This window comes from Enterobacter sp. KBR-315C3_2022 (assembly GCF_041399425.1).
Taxonomy (GTDB): Bacteria; Pseudomonadota; Gammaproteobacteria; order Enterobacterales; family Enterobacteriaceae; genus Enterobacter.
Genome location: NZ_JBGKEB010000021.1, coordinates 25,459 through 48,044 on the forward strand (window position 1 = coordinate 25,459; position 22,586 = coordinate 48,044).

Annotated in this window: 21 protein-coding genes; 18 read left to right on the plus strand and 3 right to left on the minus strand. The window is 49.1% G+C overall.

Annotated features, from left to right (window positions below):
- Positions 1–13 precede the first annotated feature (13 nt).
- Positions 14–3,181 (plus strand): LPD7 domain-containing protein, encoded by a 3,168-nt coding sequence (locus AB8804_RS18700; RefSeq protein ID WP_233145097.1) that lies wholly within the window; start codon positions 14–16, stop codon positions 3,179–3,181.
- Complete coding sequence (locus AB8804_RS18705; RefSeq protein ID WP_011091071.1) at positions 3,147–3,659, plus strand: hypothetical protein; 513 nt, start codon at positions 3,147–3,149, stop codon at positions 3,657–3,659. The genes AB8804_RS18700 and AB8804_RS18705 overlap by 35 nt, the downstream gene beginning before the upstream one ends.
- Here AB8804_RS18705 and AB8804_RS18710 read toward each other — a convergent pair whose 3' ends face one another.
- The gene (locus AB8804_RS18710) at positions 3,660–3,872 is read right to left on the minus strand and encodes an Hha/YmoA family nucleoid-associated regulatory protein (RefSeq protein ID WP_305953721.1); all 213 of its coding nucleotides are present in this window, start codon (positions 3,870–3,872) and stop codon (positions 3,660–3,662) included.
- Positions 3,844–4,254, minus strand: a complete 411-nt coding sequence (locus AB8804_RS18715) for an H-NS family nucleoid-associated regulatory protein (RefSeq protein WP_004187465.1) — start codon at positions 4,252–4,254, stop codon at positions 3,844–3,846. Before AB8804_RS18715 ends, AB8804_RS18710 begins: the two co-directional genes overlap by 29 nt.
- Before the next feature lie 67 nt (positions 4,255–4,321).
- Between AB8804_RS18715 and AB8804_RS18720 the strand changes: the two genes are divergently transcribed.
- The 16 genes from AB8804_RS18720 (at position 4,322) to dqlB (ending at position 20,441) form a co-directional block, all read left to right on the plus strand.
- Positions 4,322–5,035, plus strand: a complete 714-nt coding sequence (locus AB8804_RS18720) for a DotI/IcmL family type IV secretion protein (protein ID WP_004187467.1) — start codon at positions 4,322–4,324, stop codon at positions 5,033–5,035.
- An 8-nt stretch (positions 5,036–5,043) separates the two neighbouring features.
- Entirely contained in the window at positions 5,044–6,195 is a 1,152-nt protein-coding gene (locus AB8804_RS18725; RefSeq protein WP_004187471.1) for a DotH/IcmK family type IV secretion protein, read from the plus strand.
- Positions 6,196–6,206: 11 nt separating this feature from the next.
- Positions 6,207–7,556 carry a conjugal transfer protein TraO gene (gene traO, locus AB8804_RS18730; protein ID WP_004187474.1) on the plus strand — a complete coding sequence of 450 codons (1,350 nt, stop codon included), beginning with the start codon at positions 6,207–6,209 and terminating at the stop codon, positions 7,554–7,556.
- Between the two features lie 11 nt (positions 7,557–7,567).
- On the plus strand, positions 7,568–8,272 hold the full coding sequence (gene traP, locus AB8804_RS18735) for a conjugal transfer protein TraP (RefSeq protein WP_015060002.1): 705 nt from the start codon (positions 7,568–7,570) through the stop codon (positions 8,270–8,272).
- 23 nt (positions 8,273–8,295) lie between these two features.
- Positions 8,296–8,826, plus strand: coding sequence for a conjugal transfer protein TraQ (traQ, locus tag AB8804_RS18740; RefSeq protein WP_004187478.1), 531 nt, complete (start codon positions 8,296–8,298; stop codon positions 8,824–8,826).
- A 16-nt stretch (positions 8,827–8,842) separates the two neighbouring features.
- Entirely contained in the window at positions 8,843–9,232 is a 390-nt protein-coding gene (locus AB8804_RS18745; protein WP_004187479.1) for a DUF6750 family protein, read from the plus strand.
- Positions 9,233–9,277: 45 nt separating this feature from the next.
- A complete protein-coding gene (locus tag AB8804_RS18750) occupies positions 9,278–9,772 on the plus strand; it encodes a hypothetical protein (RefSeq protein WP_065519304.1) in 495 nt (164 codons plus the stop codon).
- Positions 9,769–12,819 (plus strand): hypothetical protein, encoded by a 3,051-nt coding sequence (locus tag AB8804_RS18755; RefSeq protein WP_004187482.1) that lies wholly within the window; start codon positions 9,769–9,771, stop codon positions 12,817–12,819. Before AB8804_RS18750 ends, AB8804_RS18755 begins: the two co-directional genes overlap by 4 nt.
- On the plus strand, positions 12,816–14,024 hold the full coding sequence (traW, locus tag AB8804_RS18760; protein WP_011091082.1) for a conjugal transfer protein TraW: 1,209 nt from the start codon (positions 12,816–12,818) through the stop codon (positions 14,022–14,024). Before AB8804_RS18755 ends, traW begins: the two co-directional genes overlap by 4 nt.
- Positions 14,021–14,617 (plus strand): hypothetical protein, encoded by a 597-nt coding sequence (locus AB8804_RS18765; protein ID WP_015060003.1) that lies wholly within the window; start codon positions 14,021–14,023, stop codon positions 14,615–14,617. Before traW ends, AB8804_RS18765 begins: the two co-directional genes overlap by 4 nt.
- The gene (locus tag AB8804_RS18770) at positions 14,610–16,805 is read left to right on the plus strand and encodes a DotA/TraY family protein (protein ID WP_015062834.1); all 2,196 of its coding nucleotides are present in this window, start codon (positions 14,610–14,612) and stop codon (positions 16,803–16,805) included. The genes AB8804_RS18765 and AB8804_RS18770 overlap by 8 nt, the downstream gene beginning before the upstream one ends.
- 1 nt (position 16,806) lies before the next feature.
- Positions 16,807–17,460, plus strand: coding sequence for a hypothetical protein (locus AB8804_RS18775; protein WP_065519303.1), 654 nt, complete (start codon positions 16,807–16,809; stop codon positions 17,458–17,460).
- A gap of 68 nt (positions 17,461–17,528) precedes the next feature.
- Entirely contained in the window at positions 17,529–17,771 is a 243-nt protein-coding gene (gene repC, locus AB8804_RS18780; protein WP_023893611.1) for an IncL/M type plasmid replication protein RepC, read from the plus strand.
- 248 nt (positions 17,772–18,019) lie between these two features.
- On the plus strand, positions 18,020–18,070 hold the full coding sequence (gene repB, locus AB8804_RS18785) for an IncL/M-type plasmid replication leader peptide RepB (RefSeq protein ID WP_011154478.1): 51 nt from the start codon (positions 18,020–18,022) through the stop codon (positions 18,068–18,070).
- Positions 18,067–19,122, plus strand: a complete 1,056-nt coding sequence (gene repA / locus AB8804_RS18790; RefSeq protein WP_015060006.1) for a plasmid replication initiator RepA — start codon at positions 18,067–18,069, stop codon at positions 19,120–19,122. Before repB ends, repA begins: the two co-directional genes overlap by 4 nt.
- Before the next feature lie 1,223 nt (positions 19,123–20,345).
- Positions 20,346–20,441, plus strand: a complete 96-nt coding sequence (gene dqlB, locus AB8804_RS18795; protein WP_004206884.1) for a DinQ-like type I toxin DqlB — start codon at positions 20,346–20,348, stop codon at positions 20,439–20,441.
- 50 nt (positions 20,442–20,491) lie between these two features.
- Here dqlB and AB8804_RS18800 read toward each other — a convergent pair whose 3' ends face one another.
- Positions 20,492–22,579, minus strand: coding sequence for a hypothetical protein (locus tag AB8804_RS18800; RefSeq protein WP_004187443.1), 2,088 nt, complete (start codon positions 22,577–22,579; stop codon positions 20,492–20,494).
- Positions 22,580–22,586: the final 7 nt, after the last annotated feature.

The window sequence follows — 22,586 nt, forward strand, 5'->3', positions numbered from 1 at the left end:
AGGGGTAGACAGTATGGCGAAACCTGAAATTGCAACTGAAAGAACCCGTCTGAGTATTCCCTTTGACGATCGCCAACGTGCAATACGTGCGGCCGGCAAACTGGCTGATGGCAGTAATGCTCTGGACTACGTGAAGGAAGAAAAGGTGTGGTATGCACAGCCGGGGGCCAACCTGAGCCGGCTGAAAGAGTGGATTTTTGACCCCAATAAAGTGATCGAAGAACCGCCCCTGGATATTCAGGCCATTGAAGATGAATTTACGGCGTGGCTTGAAGAGCGCGGTGCCATTATCAAAGACCCCATAGAGTTCGATGGCCAGAAGCATTATGTCGATACCGTGGACGGTAAAGCTGGTTCAAGAAAGGGGGTGTATGCCGCCTTTCTGGATGGCCGACCTGCAGGGTGGTACAGGGACTATAAGAACGGTGGTGAAATTCAGAAATGGGTATCTACCGGCGCAGCCCCTAACCCTGAACAAATGGCCATGCTCCGTGCTGATGCTGCGGCAAGGCGTGAACAAAGAGCTGCAGCGCAAGCGGATAAGTTTGATCAGACCGCTAACCGGTTGATGGAAGAATATAACCGGCTTCCGGATGCCACGGGAGATCTGGCATACCTGAAAAACAAACAGGTCATTGCCGCTAACGGCCTTAAAGCTGATGAGCGGGGCAACGTTGTGATCCCTCTGTTTAATGCTGATGGCGAGTTCAGGACCCTTGAGCGCATCTGGTCCGACGGTAGTAAACACCTTGAAAAAGACGGCCAGGCATGGGGGAGTTTTTTCGTTGTGGGTGGTCAACTGAAGGATGGTGACAACCTGCTTTATGCCGAGGGATATGCGACAGCAGCCAGTATCAGCGAAGCCATCAATCAGCCTGTGATCATGACGGTTAATGCCGGCAACATGGTGGAAGTTGCTGGCCGCCTGAAAGACACCTTTCCAAACAGCACTCATTACTTCCTTGCTGACAATGACATTTATAAAGACGAGAACGTTGGGCTAGAAAAAGCGACAGAAGCTGCAGAGCTGACTGCCGGCCATGTTCTGGTCCCTGCCTTTAGCAACCCGAAAGAAGGGCTTACTGACTACAACGATTTGCATGTCTCTGAAGGGCTGGAGCAAGTCAGATTGCAGGTAGAAGGAGCCATTAATCAAATGAACAGGGTAGACACTATGCCGACTGATAACCCGAACATTACTGACGTTAATCACAGCTCGACTGACAGCGCTGCCGTTGCAGATCCTGAAAAAGCCGCGCCGGTGGCCAGCGCCCCTGCAGCTGCCGAACCGGAGGAAACCGCGCCGGTGGCCAGCGCCCCTGCAGCTGCTGAACCGGAGGAAACCGCGCCGGTGGCCAGCGCCCCTGCAGCTGCCGAACCGGAGGAAGCTGTGCCGGTGTCCAGCACCCCTGCAGCTGCTGAACCGGAATACACCGCACCAACAGATCGAGACGGCGATGATGAAGAGAGTAATAGCGCCAGTGATCTTGAGGCGTATGCCGCTATGATGGCCTTTGGCGGTGAAACAACTGACTCCGCTCAGCAAAAGCCTGAAAGGATAGCGCCCAGCGAATCTGTAGCTAATACCGCCCCGGCTGAAAATGAAACCGAGGAGAAGAAAAAAACAAACGAAGAACTGGAAAACGGCATACGCTGGGCAACCAACGATAATGCAGAAACGCCCCCAAAAGAACGTATAGACCTGGAAGGGTTAATTGCCCGGTTTGGGTACAGAGCAGAGAAAGACTATACGGCGTATACGCTTGATGGACAGGATGCGTTTTACGATTACGGCTCACATCTGCGTATGGCTACCCCTGAAGCCAGCCAGAGTGACGAGATGATCCTGGCGGCCGTTCTAACCGCGGATAAGCAACATCATCGTGGTATTGAAATCACCGGCAGTGACGAATTTAAAGAGCGAGTGTTTAACCTTATCAGTGAATACAACATTGAGGTGAAACTGACTAACCCAGAACAAAGGGTTAAATTGCTCGAACTCAAAAAAGCAAATGAAACAGCAAAAGAAACGGCAAAAGAAAATGTTGCTGATTCAAATGCGAATAAGCAGGAAGGGGCAAACGAAAAGACAAATTCATCAGTTCAGCAGAATGGAATGCGCTGGGAAGAATCGGCCTCTGTGCAGCCGAAGAAGCAGAATGCATCTGATACTCAAAAGGAAGATAAAGCTGCAGGTGAACCCTGGGAGAAAGGCGTTATCGTCGCGCATGGACGTGCTAAGTATGAGTGGAAAGAAGATGAATCCATGAACTACTTTGTCACCCTCAAAAATGAACATGGAGAGAAGACACTCTGGGGGAAAGACCTTGAGAGAGCGGTTAAAGATGCTGGTGTAGACACAGAACGTCTTGTTACAGTCAGAAAGCTGGGATTTGTGGATGTTGAGGTGAATGCACCTGTCCGTGATGAAAGCAACAAGATCGTTCGTTATGAAACTATCCAGACCAAACGTAATGAGTGGGAAGTAAAGCCTGTATACCCACAGCCAACAGCAGGGAATGAACAGGCCTATAAGCCTTCTGAACTGGTTCCGTATGATGCTGCAACCTTCCAGAAGCTCCGCACAACAATTCAGCAGATTACCGGTGTTGATCTCAGCCGTGAGGCCGTGCCTGAAAAAGAACTGTACTGGTTCTTGCCTAATGGTAAGCCAGCTCCAGAAAGCATGACAAAGCCCACAGGCTATAAACTCCCTCAAGAGTCAAAAACCGCGGGTACACCTTTGCTGATCGCACCGCATAAAAAAGGCGAACGCCCAGATTATTTCCTTGTTGAGTCGCGTAAAGGATTCATGCAGGGGATCGCAAAGGATAAGGAGTCCGGTGAGTACCATAGCGTGATTGGAAAAGTGAACAAGCGTATTGATAAAGACGGAAACTGGAAAACGTATATGACTCTTTCAGCAATCAATAAAAATGCCGAAAGTGGAATTGTTTTGCATGGTTATGGACATGTAGATCAGGGGGGTAAAAATTTGCTTTACAAAAACACAATTGCAAATGAAAAACAGCCTCAGCATTTACAAGCGGCCTCAGATGAGGTAAAAAACAAAACAGTAATGAAGCAGCTTTTTCATCCTTCAAATGCTGCAAAAAGAAAAGATGATGAAAGGAGAGAACAGACTCATGCACCAGTCGCAAAGTCAGCGCCTCGGCCATAAAACAAAAACCCTACTCGTTGCAGTAGGGTTTTCCTGCATTTCTGTGAGCTCATTTGCGGCAACACAGACCTGTGCAGCATACGAACTGGCAAAAGCTGGTGCAGATGCTGCCTATAAGCAGGAAGTGGAAAGGATTAACAACGCCGCAAAAAGCGAATCCAGTACGTCTGATTCTCTCGGACAGTGCCTGGGGTCGCTATCGGTATCACTTAAAATCCCACAGTTTCCGTCTATCAGCGACATTATTGATAAGGTGAAGGATGAGGTATGCAATACGGTTAAATCGAAGATTAATGAGAAGTGGGGGAGCCTGACTAATACGACGCTGGACCCGTGGTCAACGATTTCATCCCGACTGCCAGATACGTCAGGTATCCTGCCCAACGCATCTTCTAAAAATGTGCAATTAAACAATCCGGCAGCTGCGAGTGGAAGTGGTGAGGATGCAAACAGTGATGCATTCCCGTTCCATTTGTAACTACCGGAAGAGTCCTTTCGGGATTTTATCGAATAGCTTGCCGGTTCGTATTTCAACGCGGCGGTGTTCCGCCGCGGTTAGTAAACGCATAAATTCTGTGGCAGGTAGAACATCACGTTTTGAGTCTACATACGTATCAAGCGAATCTTCATTCATGAAACGTCTGACAGTATGCAGCCAGTCTTCAGCTGATTTCATATTTTTTGAGCTCATCGTCGCTCATCTCGGCAAACGCTGCAGGTCGGCGACCTTTTCCTGTCCAGGTTATGGACTTTCCATCAACTTCGATCCGGTACTTCACTTTTCCAAAAGTGGATTTACTTTTCGTGGACGGACCAAAGAGATTTTCGAAGATCTGGAGAGCTTCATCAGCCGTAATATTGTGTTCTTCCATGAACCGCTTTGTGGCTGCGGCTTTCTCTTCAGTGGCCTTCTGTTCTTCCTTAAATTTCTCGATCATTCCCTGTGCAATGTCGGACCACATATTAATGAGTTGTTCAAGGTTTTCTGGCGGGATTTTGCGCAAAACGGCGGTGGCTTTTCGTCGTTCGCACATGATAACTGCACAGGATTCGTAATCATTATGTTCGCTCATGTATACCTCATTGTTCATTAACGATCTGCGTGATTTTCTAACACAAACTTTTGAAAAGAGAAACTCTATGAAAACACAAAATGGTGAAAATATTATGGATCAAACTGACTCGGATCAAAACTCAGTCGTTGATGATGACAGCAACGCCCTTGCTCCAGCTCTGGCTGAAGAGAGTAACCGAACGGTACAAGAAATCGTATCGAAACATGGTTTAAAAGTAATTTTGATTCAAACGCTAATCATATTAGTCGCAATCATTATCATTGGTCTTCAGGGTTACTGGCTTCACCAGAAAAAAACCAAATATATTGCAACGAATGGGGGCATGATCACAGAAGTTCATCCAACCGATGAACCCGCTTACACGGCGGAAGAGGTGATGGACTTTGCCAACCGTACAATGATCAAATCGCTTTCACTGAACTTTGTGAATTACGAAAACCAATTAACCAGCGTCCGCGGCGATTTTAGCGCTGAAGGGTACGTTAGTTTCCGTAAAGCGCTGTCCGATAGTGGGCTGCTGAAAGATATCAGTGAAAAACGTCTGAACGTAAAACTTTCCACAACTCCTGGAACCCTGATCACGGAAGGTCTTATCCGTGGCACCAAAACCTATGCCTGGCAATACCGCATTCCGGTGACTGTTCAGCTTGTTGGGCAGGCTCAGGACTACAGACCGCAACCTTACGATTTGATGGTTCAGGTACGCCGCGTAAAAGAAGACGAAGATCCACGGGGTATTCAAGTAGCACAGGCCATTCTCAAACCCCGGAACTACTGAGGTCAATCATGAAGATTAAACTGTTAACTGTACTTATGGCCGCACTGTTTTCGGCAAATTCTGTATCTGCAGCTGATGCGCCGACTGGTAATGGAGCGCCGCAGCAAACGGCGCCAGCTGTGCCTGGTGGTGATATTGCTCAATGGCAGCAGGCCAGTTCCGGGTTGCCCGTAAATCAGCAGTCACAGGTGCAACAGCCTCCACAGCAAACAGCACAGGAACAAGGTCAGCAGCAGGCGCAAGGCCAACAACCACAGGCACAGGCCCAACAGCAGCCAACTACTGCACTGCCTCCTGCACCCATGCCGCAGATTCCTCCACCACAGCAGCAGGTTACTCATGTTAATCCGCAGACACTGGAAGAGTTACCTGCACCTGTTCTGCAGCAGATCCAGCCTATTACCCCTGGTCAGGTGCGGTCTGCCCGCAGCGCAATGGAAGATATGAGCGCGGCGGCCAAAACCTCACCATTAACGCCGATCCCACGAATTTCAAGCCAGACGGTATCACTGTCAGCTGGTGCATCCATTCCGCAGGTACGGGTATTTCCAAACCAGGCAACCACAGTGACGTTTTCAGATGCAACCGGACACCCCTGGGTATTAGGCGCCCCTCCATATAATTCGAGTCCCTGTGCATCTGGTGGTGAACTGTGTGTTGGCTATATTCCAGGATCGGCGGTATTCACAATCCAGCCGACCAATGCCTATGCCAGCGGGAACATCACAGTGCTTCTGAAGGGGCTGGCTACGCCGGTCATTATTAACGTGAAGGGGGCAGAACCCTCCGTTAAATCAAAAACCGTTGATGTTGATTATCGTCTGGATCTCCGTATCCCGAAGCGCAGTCCTGACACACCGGTTTATACCGCTACTCCTGAGAAAAAAATCTCACTGTATGACAAGCAGCTGCAGAGCGTGCTCGATGGCATCCCGCCTGAAGATGCTCAGCGGTTGAAACTTAAAAACGCGCCAGGGAGTACCAAAGTCTGGCAGATCGGTGATGAGCTCTACGTCAGAAGTAACATGCAGCTGCAGGATGAGTTTGAAAAAACGCTTTCCGCTATCGATGGCACACATGTTTACGTGCTGCCGGCAACACCAGTGCTGACTTTTTCGGTTAACGGTCAGGCGCGTGACGTTGAAGTTGAGCTGAATTAAGGGGAACGACGATGGCTACAGATAAAGGTAAAGAAACCAGAAAAATGATGCTCTACGTCGGTGGCGCCGCTGCAGTTGTGGCGCTTCTGGGAGGGTACTGGTTGTTTGGCTCATCAGATGAGCCGGCAACGGGCGGGTCGCAGGTGAAGGCCCAGGGGCTGGAAGGGAAAACTGGCAGGGAAAAAGCTAATGATCCCCAATACAACAAGCTGCTGAATGAGTGGAATGCTGATAACTCAGAAAAAGCGGCTCTCACGGGGGATAGTTTCATATCCACGTTGTCAGCCAGTAACCCGGTGGCCGTTGATTACGGCACCAAAGCACCGCCACCAAAATATTCGTGGGAATCGTCAGCAAAACAGTCGGGCGATAACAGTAAGGCTAATGATGCTGAGCAGAAAGAGCGTGAGCGTCAGGCTAAAGCTGTGGCTACGTTACTGCAGAAAATAGACCAGGCCAGAACACCGGTTGTCACGGGTGTTGCTCTTGCAACCCCTCTGGGAGCAGAGGGTAATGACAAGAACGGCGGCACCTTCTCAGGGTGGACCGATTCGGTCTATCCGCAGAACAAAAAGCCGGATGCTGAAAAACAACAGGGGGCGAAGAATAAGGTCAAAGATAAAGGAGCCCGGCTTGTATCGGCTTACACGCTTGTGCCGGCAGTAATGGATACGGCGATGGACAGTGACGATCAGAACAGTATTGCTATTGCCCATGTTCCAACTGGAGCGCAGGCCGGCGCCAAATTCTATTCTGGCCAAAACCGTCTTGCCGGCGATGGTATTCGAATTCACTTCACCGGCATGGAGCTGAACGGAGTGCAGTGTAAGGTCGATGCGTATGGCGTGGCTTCCGACTCGTTGCGCGCGGCCGTTTCCTCAAATGTAAATAACCGCTGGTTCAGCCGTATTATTCTGCCGGCTGTTGCTAACGGATTAGGCCGAACTGGTCAGCTGTATGCGGACAGCAATTCGCAGATGATTATCACTGACGGCGGGAATGCATATCGTTCAACTGGTACACCTGATGGCAAAGCGGTTGCCGGTACCATTATTGGCGGGATGGGTGAGCAAGCAGGGCGTGTCCTGGCCGACGATGCAGCCCGCCTGCCGATTAAGCAGGTTACGGTTGACCGTAACCAACTCATAGGCATCCAGTTTGTCGCGCCTGTGTATGAAAGCGACTGTGGCGAGAATATGGAAAATGCTTCTGCAGAGCAGGTGCAGCAGCAAGCAACTCCCACACTATCTAGTGTGCAACCTCAGCAGATGCCTCAGCCTCCGGCTCCTAATTACCCTCAGCAAAACTTTCCAAGCTACCCCGGCTACGGGTATGGCACCAATAACCCGTATTACCGTTAAGGAGATTGATAATGAATCTGTTTGAAGATGACAATAAAAACGAAGCAGCTCCTGCCCAGGAACCGGTGTCTGCTAAGCCTGCTGAAAAGCCAAAACCGACAGTGACGCCAGCAGCAAAAGCGAGCAAAAAGCCGCTTAATATCAGTGACTATGCATGGATTGGTGGTATCGCTGTCATCGCTATCCTGCTTTTAGTCTGGTTGTTTGGGGGCTCCGATAGTGATACTGCGCCAGCGACGGGGAATGGGGCGATCCAGTCTTCAGCGCAACGTCCGCGCGTACAGTCTGCCCCTGCAGGGCAGGATTCTGGTGACTTCCGCGAGCAGATTTCCGGGATTCTGCTGCAGCAAAAGGAACGGCTGGACGCGATAGAATCAACTTCTAAAAATGGAATGATGATCCTTTCCAGTCAGTTACAAAGCGCTAATGAACAAATTAAAAATCTGAACAATCAGGTTCAGGAACTGAAAATGAAAGCCGCTGGTTATGGGCCTTCATTTGGTAATCAGAGTGGAACAATTTCCGGTGCAACGTCACAGGCATTACCTTTGTTGAGAGGTTTTTCAATTAATGATTTATCTGGCGATCTTGCTTGGGTAAAATACAAAAACCAGACGTATGCTGTGAAGGTCGGAAGTCAACTTGGCGGAGTCACCATTACAGGTATCGATACTGAAAATAGAATCGTTACAACAAGTAAAGGCCTTATCCGCTAATCAGGACCTAAAAAGGCGAAACTATGGATTTAGAATCGGTATTAATTCAGGTTGCTAACGGTGGTCAGGAACCGCTGACAAGGCTAATCATAGGTGTCGCTGCAATCGTTGGGATCATTGGTGTTATTGGATATCTGATGAGCCTGCGGAAGCAGGCCAGGCATTCTACCAAAGGTGTTGAAGTTGGCAGAATTTTTGCCGGGATCATCTTCTGTGTATGCCTCATCACGCTGAAAGCACAGATGAACTCAGGCGGTGCCACTTTAGGATTTGGCGATGTCAGTTTCGGACCCGTCAGTTATGCGAGCGAATCTACGTTTGGCATGGGAGCCGCAGCAGTCAACGCAGTGCTGGGGATTGTTAGAATTCTCGGTGCATACTTTTTTTACAGGGGTATTAAGGGGTTGAAAGACTCTTACCTTGAGGGCCATACGGAGCTGTCAGCTTCGGGCACGAGAGGGGCATCCATTGTGAAAATTGTATGTGGACTACTTCTGATGTTCGATACACAAACGCTCGATGCGTTGCAGAGCACATTAAACATTCACTGGTAATCAAAAAGGATACTTTATGAAAATTGTTAAATTTATCAAAGACAAGGCGTTATCTGCATCCATCGCAGCGTATCAGCTGCGCGGAACGGTAGCAAAATCGTTAGTGGTATTGCCGCTGGCATTGCTGAGCAAAGAGGCTGCAGCTGAAACGACTATCTGGGAAAAGATCAATACCTTCACGGAAGGTATGGCCAGTACCCAGCCTGGTCTGATTACCGCTGGTAAAGTGGTTGGTGTTGTCTGCTTCATCGTAGGTCTTGTTGCTCTGTGGCTCAAAAACAAACGCGGGAAAGATATCAGTGGCGGCTTCATCTTCTGGTCAATGGTTGTTGGAGCCTGTCTGGTCGGCCTGACCGCATGGATCTCTTCTGTTGGTTCAACTGTTGGTGTTGACGCAACCCTGTAATGTCCTTTCGGCCCCGCCTTGCGGGGCCAATACCGGAGTTCCCCCATGAAAGATTTTAAGCTCACCAGGAATGAACAACCTGCCAGATGCCATGTGTGCGGGATAAAGAGCAAAGATGTTTTCTCCCTCGCAGAAGATGGACAGAAAGAGAGAATGCTTTGCTCTGTATGCCTGTCGCTCGAACACCCGGAGAAAATGAAACTAGAGAATCAAACCGGACTTCTGCTGAAGAGAAATACAAACCGAAAACTCTACAGCCTGTTGTTTCGTTCAATTGCAAAGGCGGAAAAGTCAACGGACGATTCTTACCGTGAAAAGGCACAGAAACTTAAACAGATATTGCTCAGTACAACTGACGTAGTTCTAAACGAAACCGGCAGTGATGATGGATACGATTTACTGCACCTGATAAAAAAACACCATCAGTTACTTCCCATGAATTTTGACGATGAGTTTGTCACTTCTGTCGCAGAGTCAGACGAATTGCCGGATGTAAGTGACTGGAATGAAATTTACAAGGGTAAGAGAGGTTTTAAATGATTTCTTTCTTTGAGGATGTGATCGAAGGTATCTCACGCAATCTTACGTCAAATGACTCGTTAAAATACTGTGATTTGACAACGGTTGTAGGGCTTACGTCGCAGGATCGCGTTGAGCATCCTGAAATCAGGGCTCCGTACATACTGACCACGAAGAACAACGATTTTCTTACCGTTATTGAGATTCAGGGCGCTAAATCATCGTTTGACGAGAAGTCGTTTAATGACTTCATCATGCACCTTTCAAACTCGTTGTCGAATTCCTTTATTAACAGTGGCCATAAGCTGTCTGTGGTGTTTGAGCGCGACTTTACCAAGAACCAGGAAGAGCTGAATAATGTTTATAAACCGCAGGTAGCAGCAATAGAGCGCCTGCAGATAGACATTAAAGACCTGATCGCCGATGACGCAAAAAAAATCGCTGCCCATTACAGCCGTGAACGCGCTTACATCGTGCTGTATACCTCGAAGGGGATGATTGCGAAGGATGAACTTAAAAACGAGCAGGCAAAAGCTGCCGGCGTTATGAAGGATATCCCGCAGACTCGCTTCAGTCAGAACCCAATCGAATTTCAGCTTGAAGGTTTGAAGATCACGCATGACGCGATGCTTTGGCGGCTGATTGGTATGCTTCAGGGGGATGATGAGTCGGGGATGGGGCTTCTGGTTGATGTCCTCGATGTCAAACACGCCGGCGCAATGATGCGTCAGATGCTGTTCCGGAACTCAACATCAGAAAACTGGTACCCTCGCACGCCGTTTGACCAAAATCTGCGAGTCTATGGCGCTCCACGGAAAGGCAATATCGACTCAGTGCTGCCGCCGCGGCTGAATATCCAGATCATGGAAGGGGAACTGGAAGAAGATGGTGGCCTGATTTACTGCGATGGCAAGTATTACGGTTCTGTTGCCCTTGAGTTGCCACCACTTCACCCTGTCAAATTTAAGCAGTTATTCAACGCGATTAACCGGAAAATCCCGTACCGGATAAAATATGACTTTATGGGCGGGGGCAAAAAAGCATTGTTCTGGCCATCAGTGATCGTCTCTTTCCTTCGTTTCATTCCCTCACTCGGTACTATCGCGCGTGATATGGATTATGTCGGGGCCCAGAGCGAAACCGATCCAACGGCTATCATGGCCATCAACTTTGCCACCTGGGGTGACACTAAGGATGAAGCCAAACGCAACCTGGCGGCTTTAACTAAGGCGATTGAAGGCTGGGGTGTATCAGGTGTGTCCAAGACATATGGCAATCCAGGTAGCGCACTGATTGCATCCGTTCCGGGGCTGACGACGGCCACACCTGGCTCATTGCATTATCCGCCGTTGAGTGAAGGCTTGCGGATGTTACCTTTTGAACGTCCGGCCAGTCCCTGGCATGGTAAAGGCAATATCAACTTCATCACGCTCGATGGCAAGCTGTTCCCCTATCAAATCGCCAGTCCCCTGCAGGAGAAATTTACCGATGTCATCACCGGTGTTCCAGGTTCCGGTAAAAGCGTGCTGGCCAACCGCCTTAACCTGAGTTCGATTTACCGGGCTGATAAAAAACTGCCTTATCTGACTATCATTGATAAGGGCTACAGTGCAAAAGGTATCGCCGATCTGATTAGCGCTGAGCTGCCGTCAGAGAAACGTCACCAGATTGCCAGTATCACCCTGAACAATGACGAATCGCACTGTATTAACATCTGCGATACGCAGTTAGGTTCAAGGTATCTGACGCAGTTTGAGGAAGTATTCTTAAAGCAGATGCTTAACGCATTCTGTATTGATCCGGCAATTGGCCAGCCGCCAGATGCAATGAGCGTTGGCCAAATCGTCAGTAAGGTTGTATCAAACGTATACAAAGCAAAAGCGCATTCAAGTGCTAACTTGTTTAAGTATAACGACCCGGTGATTAATGAAGCTCTGAAAGAATCAGGTCTGGATAAAGAGCTCGGTGAAGACTGGTTTGAAAGAGCTACATGGTGGGAAGTCGTTGATAAGCTGTTTGCCAAAAAATATCTTCATGCTGCGACGGTTGCTCAGCGTTATGCTGTGCCAACTATTCACGATTTTATTGCTGAACTACAAACTGAATCATTTAAAAACCAATACGCTGACGTAAAAGTTAATGGGAGTGAGCCTGTAGTAGGCTTCGTTGCACGTTGTTTCCAGGCTGCAGCAGCTGAGTATGCCATTTTCTCTGGGATCACGGTTTATGATTTCAGCCCGGAGACTCGCATTGCGATCCTGGATATGCAAAACGTCCTCGGTGACAGAACGACACCTGCAGGTAAGCTCAAGTCCGGCATTATGTATCTTTTTGCGCGCCAGATGGCTGTGCGTAACTACTACCTGCCTCAGTCCGCAGAAACCTTCATTCCTGCTTTACCGGAGCAGTACAGGGCATATCACCAGGCGCGCATCAGGGAGCTTTCAGAAGAAGTTAAACATACCTTTTATGATGAGTGTCATAACTTTGCCGGCATCGACTTTATCCAAAATGCGCTGAATACCGCTGACCTTGAAGATCGTAAATTCAACGTCCGTACTGCGTTCTCGTCTCAGTATCTGAGCCATATGCCTTCGAGTGTGCTTAAAACCATGAACAGCCTGTTTATGATGCGCCTGACGGAAGGGGATGAAGAGTATCTGAAGCAATTAGAGATCAACATCCCGGCCGATATCCTGCGTCGTTTCAGACAGCTTCCGCAAGGGGTTTATCCGGACGGAAGTGGTACTGCATTCCTCGGTATTTTTAAAACAAAACGTGGTCTTATTTGCCACATTCTGAAAAACACATTAGGTCCAAAACTGCTTTGGGCTTTGAACTCATCTGCAAAAGACAGAGCGCTCAGAGATGTGCTTTATGAAGAGCTTGGAACGAAAAAAGCAAGGGAAGAATTAGCAAATAGATTCCCTATGGGAAGTGCATCAAGTATCATTGATGAAATGGTGGTCAATCAGGGTGGTGAGCGTGATTCTGAAGAAGAATCACAAACTATGGCGATGAAGCTCGCTAAAGAAATCATTTCTGATGTGAGAAGGGGATTCAGATGATAAAAATCGGAAAAGCAAAACGGTCAGTGATGGCCGTTTCAATTCTGGCCTTCAGCGTACAGTCAGCATTTGCCTATACGGTCAACGTTAACAGCAGCATTCCCATCTCAACGCAGGTTATGCCGGCGTTGAGCACAGCTAATGGCCTATTAGGTAATATCCAGGCCACGCTGATTAACATTGGTACGGCAATCAGCCAGCAGGGCGATCGCCAGGCAGCATTAATGCAGCAGGTGGCTGAAACTAACCGACAGTTCGAAGTCGAGCAAAAACGTAATGACCGGCTGCTGCAGGCACAGGATAAGTACCGTGTTCCGGATGATATATGTGCGCAGTCTATTGGCGGTGGCGCCGCGGGGGTATCCTCTGCGGCCGCTGGCGGTCAGCGAACGCTGGGAAGCGCCAGTTCTGCGAAAGATGTTAAGGCTATTTTTGAAGTGCCGGCACGCGCAACCGACGTGGATGCATCTTCAACGGCCGAAGTTCACAGCCAGTACTGCGACAGTTCGGATTATGCTGCATTTGGCGGGACTTCATTCTGCCCAAGTGTATCTGACATGCCGCGGGCAGATACGTCGCTGAGCTCGTTGCTTTATGGCGCCGGCAAAGAAGGCAAGGCACCTGATCTGACGTTTACAGATGAGCAGACAGATGCGGCGCTGCGCTATATGAAAAATACCGCGTTGCGCAGTGCTGGTCGTCAGCTGAGTCGTGGGGAAGTTAAAGGCGCCAGCGGGCGAATTTACCTGGGCATGATTCAGCAATACCAGGCGCTCACCGACGCGGCCGCACAACCTCAGATGGAAATGATCGCCAACTCTAAACCGAACCCGGCCACTGATGCCGCGCTTGCAGATGCGCGCAAAGTGCCGGAAGTCGAATCCTATTTCCAGGCGACGGCCAGTAACAGGGCGAAACAGCTTAACCGTATGTCTGCCAGAGAGTTTGAGGAATTCGAAGTAGGTCGCCGTTACAGCAACCCTGCTTACCAGGCGACGTTGACCAACAAGAACACCGAAGATTTGATGCGTGAGCAAATCAATATCGCCAATCTGAACAACTGGTTAGTGTTGAAAACCAAACAGCAGCTGGAGAAACAAAATGTGCTGCTTGGCCAGATCCTGGCGAACGACGCATATCAAACATACAAACCGATGCTGGCAGCACAGCTGGAGAGTGTGAACGCGGGAGTATCCAGAAAATGACAGACGAAAATAAAACAGGGGAAGAAGTTACAAAATCCCCCGGCCGCATGAAAAAAGCGGTTTATCATATTACCGGAATTAGTGATATTCAGTTTATGTGGAAATCACTAAGGGAATCTATCAGCCTGCTCAATGAGCGGGCTTCTTTCGTTAAGAAGCAAATCAAAAATTTGGAAGCTCCGGACGAAAAATCAGCTTCGAATCAGTCGTTTGAGGATGTTGTTAAAAAGAGTTCTATCCCCTTAGAACAGCATCTAGCTAAAGCCGGTAAGTATAAAAAATATTGGTTATGTTGCTTCTTTATAGCTGTTTTTGTTGCCCTGTTTTTAATCGCTGGCTGTGTAAAATTGATTGTTAATACTGAATACAATGTAAGCCTTCTGAAGGTGACATTAACACTTGGTTTAATGTTTGCTGTTTGTATCTACTCGTTCGTAAAAGCAATGACTTATGAATTTTTAGGTTGGCAATTACGCAATGAGGCCCATTCTGAAGAAGAATTCGGTACATTGAGACATTTTATTAACGATAACGGTGTGCGCAATACATTTAATTTTGAACAAGCTGGCCAGATTCGGGGGGCGCATGAATAAGTCAAGAAACTCATTGGTCGCATTGTTGCCGCTATCGCTTTTCATTACCCCGGCATATTCTGCAGATCTGGGAATTGATAGTATTACAGAGGCTGCTAAACGGTCTGGTGATTTGTCACGTCAGATGCTGCATACCGTTTTTGGTGAAGTGGTAAATAATCCTTTCAGTCCGTCAGGTGATGGGTTGTTAAATAACGTATTTTTCACAGTGAATGAGGTTATCGCCATATTGGCGCTGATTTATATGGCGATAATCAGTATTAAAAAACTACATCAGGCAGGGCAACTTGGGAAGTTTATAGAGGGTGATGGGAATAATGCCTTCAATTTTGTTAAAACAACATTCGGCTGGCTCCTTTTGGTTCCAACTGTTGTTGGATGGTCCGTTGCACAACTGCTCTTCCTGTGGTGTGGGTCAATCATAGGTGTAGGTTCTGCCAATGTTATTGCAGATAAAACAGCGTCGGAACTAGCGAGTGGCAAAGCTGTTTATATAACGCCAGTTATGCCAGAAATGGCTTCTGTGGCTAAAGGAATGTTCGAAATGAACTTGTGCGCTCTTGGTGTCAATCAAGGGTTAGCTCAGATGGAGGCTTCAGGCCAACATTATGAAAGTAATAGCCAGATGAAGTTTAATACTGGTGATTCTAGTTACTCAATTTCAGTTGACAATGGTTCTGCTGTTTGTGGGACTGTTAAATTACCACAAAAACCTACAGGTTGGACTTCGGTATTCTCCAGTGGTTACGCTGATTCTGTTTATGCAGTTCAACAGCAGGCTACAGACTCGCTTTGGAGTAAGATGAAGAATACAGCAGAGCAATTTAACTCTGCTTATATGTCTAAAATGCGTTCCGGAGATGGGCAGCTGCCTGACGTTGAAACTGCAATTCAGACAGCAGCAAGAGATTACCAACAACAAGTACAGCAAGCTGCAGACAATGCTGCCGGAAGCAATGATATGCTCCAGAAAATGGAGTCGGATATAAAGGAAAAAGGCTGGCTATATCTTGGTATTTATTATCATACCCTGGCAACTGCTAACACTGAGCTGAAGGACGTTGCTAATCTGAAACCTATTGTATCAGGGATAAGTGGTGATGGTGATGTAGGTTCTACGGACTATTATAAAGGTCTGTTCCAGGCATATCATTCACAACTGAAAAACAGTACCTACACTCCCCCTTTAGGTACTGCTGATAATGCTTTAGCTCAGAACATTGACAATAAAGGCATCGAAGAAGCGGCAAAAAGTGGTGATGCAGATTCGTTGATTACCAAAATTTTCAACTTTAATGTTACTTCATGGCTTGCCACTAGAAACTACGGCACTGGCGATGGATACAGCGATGTAACGAATCCCTTGTTGAAAATGAAAGCCATTGGTGATTACACGATGTTTACTGCTGAGAGTGGTCTAGCTGCTTGGGGAGCTGTTAATGTCGCAATGAGTGTTGCAGATGGTAATAACGCTGCTGGAATGGGGGCGGGATTACTTAATTTCTTCACTTCAGGTAAGGATATTATTAAGGGTGTAATTAAAACTGCGGCTCCGATCGTATACATGATTTTAGTCGCTCTGTTCTGTATAGGGTTAACGCTTTCAATTTGGCTTCCATTTGTGCCATTTATCTATTGGTTTGTCGCAATGGCGGATTGGTTAGTTACTTTGCTGACTGGTATCGTTGCATCTTCATTGTGGGCCGCTACCCATATTAACATTGGCCAAACTAATGAGGACCGGTCAACGTATGGATATATTTTCCTGATAGATGTGATGATTCGACCACTGTTGATGGTAATGGGGTTCATTTTTGCATCATTGGCCATTGTGGCTCTTGGCACCGCGCTTAACTATATTTTCAAAACAGCAATGGAAAATGTACAGGCAGATTCAACAACTGGCCTTTGGTCAATGATAGGTATCCTTTTTGTCTATGCAAGGATGTGTACAGGTATGGTCGCTAGGGTATTTGCATTACCTGCAAGGATGCCTAACTACGTCATCAGCTGGATTGGTAACAAGCATAACGATTCAATTCTTGGTGATATGCAGAATCATGTTCACGACCTGTTTGCTGCATTTGGTCGTGGAGCTAAAAATACAGGTGGACGTCCTTCTGGGCCGAAGAACTTCAACCCAACCAATACGGTTGATAAAGACAAAGATGGTATAGCGGGGGCGTGATATGAAAGGATATTCGTATACTGTTGTCGATAACAACATGGCTAAATCAAAAGGTGTTGGCTACTATCTGTCACGTCTGTCTGTAGCCATAAGTATAGTTATTTTAACAATAAGTCTTCCGTTGACTGTATATTCTGGCTTTCTTACTTTAGGTGGAAGCCTGGCATTGGCGTGGTTTGTTGCTCTACTTGTTTTCGATGCCATGCTGATCACATATGTTGTACGCCAGGTAAAAAATAAGGGAGTCAAAAAGGTCGTTGCAGGCATGAGAGTTTATGGATGCTTTAATCCATCGGCTAAAGAGGAACAATACATGCCGGCTCAGAAAACATATTTTGGTATAGATATGGACTCCGGTGTTGTTGGGATTGCTGCCCTTTATGCTGTACAGGCCTCTATTAAGCAAAAGAGAATTTTGTTTGAGGCCGAGACAATTGAGTCTTGGGAGTATACTGATAGTAAACTTGTCGTAAATCTTCGGAACCGACATGTGCCTACTGTTGAAATAATCTTGCTCAATGCCGGCCTAGCATATCGCCAGCTGGAAATGTTAACCAGGATGCATGAGCAACATAAAAAATACAGGGGTGAAAAATATCTCCAGTGGCGAAAGACTATGCTTGATGAAGGTTGGATGCTACCACGAACGTATTGATGTTTACTTCCAAACCGCCTGAAAAGGCGGTTTTTTCATGTATACTCAGGTGGTTATAGTCGTATGCTGTGGGAGGAAGAGTGAACAGAGTTACTGAGCGCCAGGAACAGAAGAGTAACCCGGAGTTCCAGAGAGAGTACCGGAACCGTATCCGGGAAACACACGACCAGTTAAACCTTTATCTCCCCAAAGATGCAAAAAGAATGTTGATAGAGATCACAAAAGTTAAAAAACTCACTCAGGCTGAAGTCATTGAATTTCTTGTCAAAAGCTATTACGACGGATTGAAATTTGACGATTCTGAAGAGTGATCTTACTATGTAAAAGCGGGTTCGCAGGTATTGCCCCGCTTAGAAACGCATGATATGTTAAGCGGCGTTTACATAACCTTACGGGGTTATTACTGAATTTAGCACGGGAAGAGCGGCCCGGAGATGTACCGCTTAGGAGTGGCAGGAGCCACAAAAAGTAAAACCCCCTGATCCCTGTTGGAAACTTTGGCCGGTCTCTCAGGAATCAGGGGGTGCAAACTGCCCACTGGCAGAAAGGATTATAGCAAATGCGTAACCTATTGCAATACAGCCCGGCCAATATGTGCAGGGGCTGGTGAATCAAAAGAATCCATACCTACAGCTTTCTGACATTGAGTCAGTAGAAGGTCTTTCGCCGGAGTTCATCTCCTGGCTTGAAAGCCAGTCCCCTAAAGAATCGCCCCTGCAGCTGCTTCTCGATGAAGGCACCAAGCCCGTGCGCAAAACCCGCCGTCGTCGCGGTACGCACTCAACGGCGTGTCTCTGCCCGGAGCCCAGCTGGTACCGACCGGACAATTTCAAAAAGCTCCCTGGCCAGCTTGGCCATGCCTACAACCGCCTTGTTCGCCGCGATCGCAAAACGGGCGCGTTAAGTCTGCGTATGCGGATCAGCCGCCACCCGTACTTCGTGCAGCTGCGCGAGCAGGCTGGCCGGAAGCGCGACTTCCGCCCGGAGCGGGAGAAATTACTCGATGCGATTGTGCCGCTCCTGGTCAGCACCGTTGACCGGGCTACCCATATCGACACTATCAACCTCAGTAAAATGGCGTGGCAGCTCAGCGAAAAGGACAGCGAAGGGAACGTGATCCGGAAAGTGACGGTACCGCGGGTTTGCCGGCTGCTGCAGCACATGATGGAATTCGGGTTACTGGCGCTGCCTGAAGGCGTCACATGGGACCCGTTTAACCGCAAGTGGTTCCCCAAGCATGTCGTGCTGACGGAACGCCTCTGGAAGATGATCGGTGTTGATCTCGATAAGCTGTATGCGGAGCAGGCCGAACAGGTGGCCGCTGAAGCTGCAGGCTGGATAACCCGTGATGAACATGGCCAGGCGGAAGAAATCTCTGTTAAAGCCGCGCGCCGGCGCTGGTATGAAAAAATGATGCACGCCACGCTGGTTCGCCGGCGTGAAGCCGCCCTGAAGGGTAAGCGCGAGAAGAAGCTGAAAGCGCTGGCAGAACAGCCCTATGACGACCGGGCTTACGCCATGTCCGTTCATCTGATACGGACGCTGCCGAAAGACGAACTGCACGCGCTGTCGCCTGAGCAGTTTACCCAGCGAGTACGCAGCCACCTGTATCAGCTCGATCTGGGGCTGGAGAGGGAATCCGGTCCCCCTGATTATCACTGATTTTCTCCCCCTGTAATTCTCTTACCGCCGCCTGGCGGTTTTCGTGCTGGCCAGCCGGCGCGACCTGCTCAAATTTCCTCCAGTTTTAACGTGTGGCCATCGTGATTTTTTGACGTTCTGGCGCCGCCGGTGGATAACCGGCAGCGAGATCACCACTATCCACAGTTATCCGCAAAGGAGGAAATAAAGTCACCTGCAATCGTGGTCAATGCAAGCTGCAATACACTCTTAACTTCTTTAAAAAGATCTTTATTCAATAAAGAGATCACTGTTATTCAGGCTCAATTTTCTGTGGATTATGGGAATATGCCTGGCCTTTCAGCGCCGCTTCGCGGCACGACGGCCAGAATGGTCGCTATGCTCCCAGGTTAGCACCCGGCAAATGCCGGGCAGGGTGGTCAGCAGAAACCTCCAGGGCGGATTCTTCTTTGCCCCACCGTGCTTTTTTCTGCCGAGCCAACGGCTCGGCAGAAAAAAGCATGATGGATGATGTAACTAAGAACACCCCCGTAAGACGTCAGGGCTGCGACACGCACCCCTGACGTCAACGCTACTACCCACGCGCCCGGTGTGCCGCAAACGTCACACCGCCCGCTCGCAGTAGCCAGGGGGTAATGTGGCCACAGCGTCACCTGCAGGGCAGGTCTGGCAGGAAAATCGTCTGCTATGGCGTGCAATGCCTTTCAGGCAATCGACGCCAGTGTCAGCTGTGAGTTTTAAAATTAACAGGGAAAAGAGGATCGATTTAGCCGCGGTTATCCACGTCAGCCGCTCGCAGGCGCGTTAAACAGGGTGAAGACAGGGGAATGTTGCTCTTTTTGCAGTGAAGGCCACAGAGAGCGTTTTAGGCGCTTATTTGAGGAAATGCGATTTCTGCCAGAATGGAGGCACAAAAAAACCCGACTGGTGAGATCGGGTTTTCATGTTTTGCCCCGGATGGAGGCGGGAACACCTAAACAATTGACGGTTAAATATTACGCCATGAGTGCAGTAAATGCAAACCACCCTGAATAGGGTATACTACGCGGGTCAATCTGTTGACGTTCTTCTCCAGCCCCCGCTTACGCGGCGTGAACGGTTTAAAGCCCTGGTTGAAAGACAGGTGGTGCTGTTTCAATGCCCTGGCTGGAGTGGGAACATCTAAACAATTGACGTGAGGTAGCCGCTGTGACAGGCAATGTAAGGGCGATCAGCGGTGTTCCTGCTCTGTATGGAGCAAACGGATGATTAACTTGTTAATCGTCGTTCTGCGGGCAGTTGTTGCAGTGTCTAACGCTGTGATAGCGGTCCTGGAGCTGATCCGGCAGTATTTTGACTGACCGGAAACGTAACTAAAGGCGGGGGGACCACTCCCCGCCTTTTAACAGGGTTACATCTCGATCATCGGGAACAGATCGTCTTCCTGGTGGTAAAGCACGTCGTCCGTTTCCGTTCCATCAAGCCATTCAGCGAACAGTTCAAACAGGCACACCGACATTTCCTCCGGTGAAATTGCGCCACACTGCAGCTCGTAGAAGACCTCAATTTTTTCCAGCAGGCTGTTGGCCGCTTTGTCGTACCCGAACAGCTTGATTGGCGGGAAGTGCATTGCATCCGGGTTCGTTTCCGCCAGTTCATCATCCTTGCGTTCCGGATAGATGCTGTACAGCGTCGCCGGCGATGGCGGTAATACCTCGATAAAGCGGTTTATCCGCATCGGCAGCTCGCTGGAAAACTTCTCATTGTCCGGAATGTAAAACGCGGCGCTGCGTACCAGGGCATCCTGGAAAGAAATTACCCCCTGACCTTCGGTCTGCTTACGCAGCTCACGAATGTTCACGCGGTCCTTTTCACGGATTTGGTACAGATCCCCTTCCCGGACCGTTTTGGAAAACGTGCCGTGTTCCGCTTCCTGCCCGGAGAGCTCTGAATAATAGTCCTGGCCGACGGTTTCGCGCAGTATTTCAAAGGTTTTCCGGTCTTCAATCGACTCAAAATATTTCACGCGGGTGTTGGCGATCAGCGAATCCACCTCGCCGTTCGCGCCGCGGGCGAGTGACGGGTGATCCTGGGAGGAAAATACGCCCATTTTTTCCAGTGAACGCATCTGCGCACTCAGCGTATCCATACCGCTGGTGAAATACTGGCCCAGCTCGTCATAAATAAGCCCGTATGGCGCCTGATTATTCAGCGCGTGAGTGAGCAGGACTTCCTCTTTTTTCCCTTCCAGCTGGTAGCCCAGGTCCTTACTGATGGTCATTCGCTGCAGCGTCACATATAAACGGCCAAGCGTGGCCGCTTCACCGCGTGACAGCTCCAGCGACGGGATCATGACGATGAGAATGCGGTCATTGTGGAAAATATCGTCCATCCGGATATCGCCGCTGTCTTCCGGAAAAACATGGCCATAAGTTTCATTGAACAGGGAGAGCGTCTTCAGGAACTGACGGCTCATGTAGTTATGCTGTTCGAAGGCGCGGGCTTCCCACGTTTCCGGGTATTCCGCGTTGGCCAGCAGGAAGCCTGGTGTATTTTCCAGATAACTTTCCAGCGCGGCGTAACCCTCGCTGTGCCAGCCGTTTTTCTTTGCCTCAACGTACAGCGCGGCCATTGCCGGCAGCGACATGTTTTTCTGAATAGTGCGCTGTGACAAAAGCAGTTCGCCGCGGGCGCGCTTATAACACAGGGCATTGATCAGCGCCGACATCATGGCTTTTGCCGTATCCTGCCACTGTGCCGAATCCCCGCCCACCTGGGGGAGCATGGATTCCATCAACTGGATGATGAAGGTCGGCGGGGCAACGCTGAAGAGGTTGACTGAGTTGGATTGCGCGGGGATGCTTTCCTGCTTCACCAGGTTCACGAACCTGTCAATACTGCCGGTCAGCAGGTTGAGGACGTAATAATCATCCTCACGGCCGAAACGGCGCGCCAGCGACCAGGTGGCGAAGGCCAGCTTGTTATCTGCTTTACCGTCTGAGAGGCAGTAGCCACGGCACCACAGCAGGAAGTTAACGATAAACCCATAGAAGGTTTCGGTTTTACCCGACCCGGTGGTACCAAAAAATACCATGTGGCGCAGCAGGTCCGTCATGTTCAGCCACAGCTCGCGGCCGAACAGGCGTCCCCGCTCATACCCGACATATAAAATTCCCTTCGCTTTCTTTCGCTCCCGGACCTTATGCGGGATGCGAATGGGCCCCAGACGGTATTCCGCCTGGGTTTCCGTGGTCAGGGTGTCGTCGAACATTTCGCAGTCTTTCGGCATTCGCAGCGGTGGCCGGAATTTACGATCCGTGAATGCCACCATCAGCGGCGGTAGGATGAGGATGCTCAGCAGCATGGTAAAGGGGAGAAACAGACCCAGCACGGTCAGTATGGCCAGCAGGCCAAACTGTACGTTCGGAGTGAGGAACCACTCCATGAACGAACCATCCGGGCGGATGACTTTTTTACTGTCTACAGATTCCTGTTGCATAGCGGCT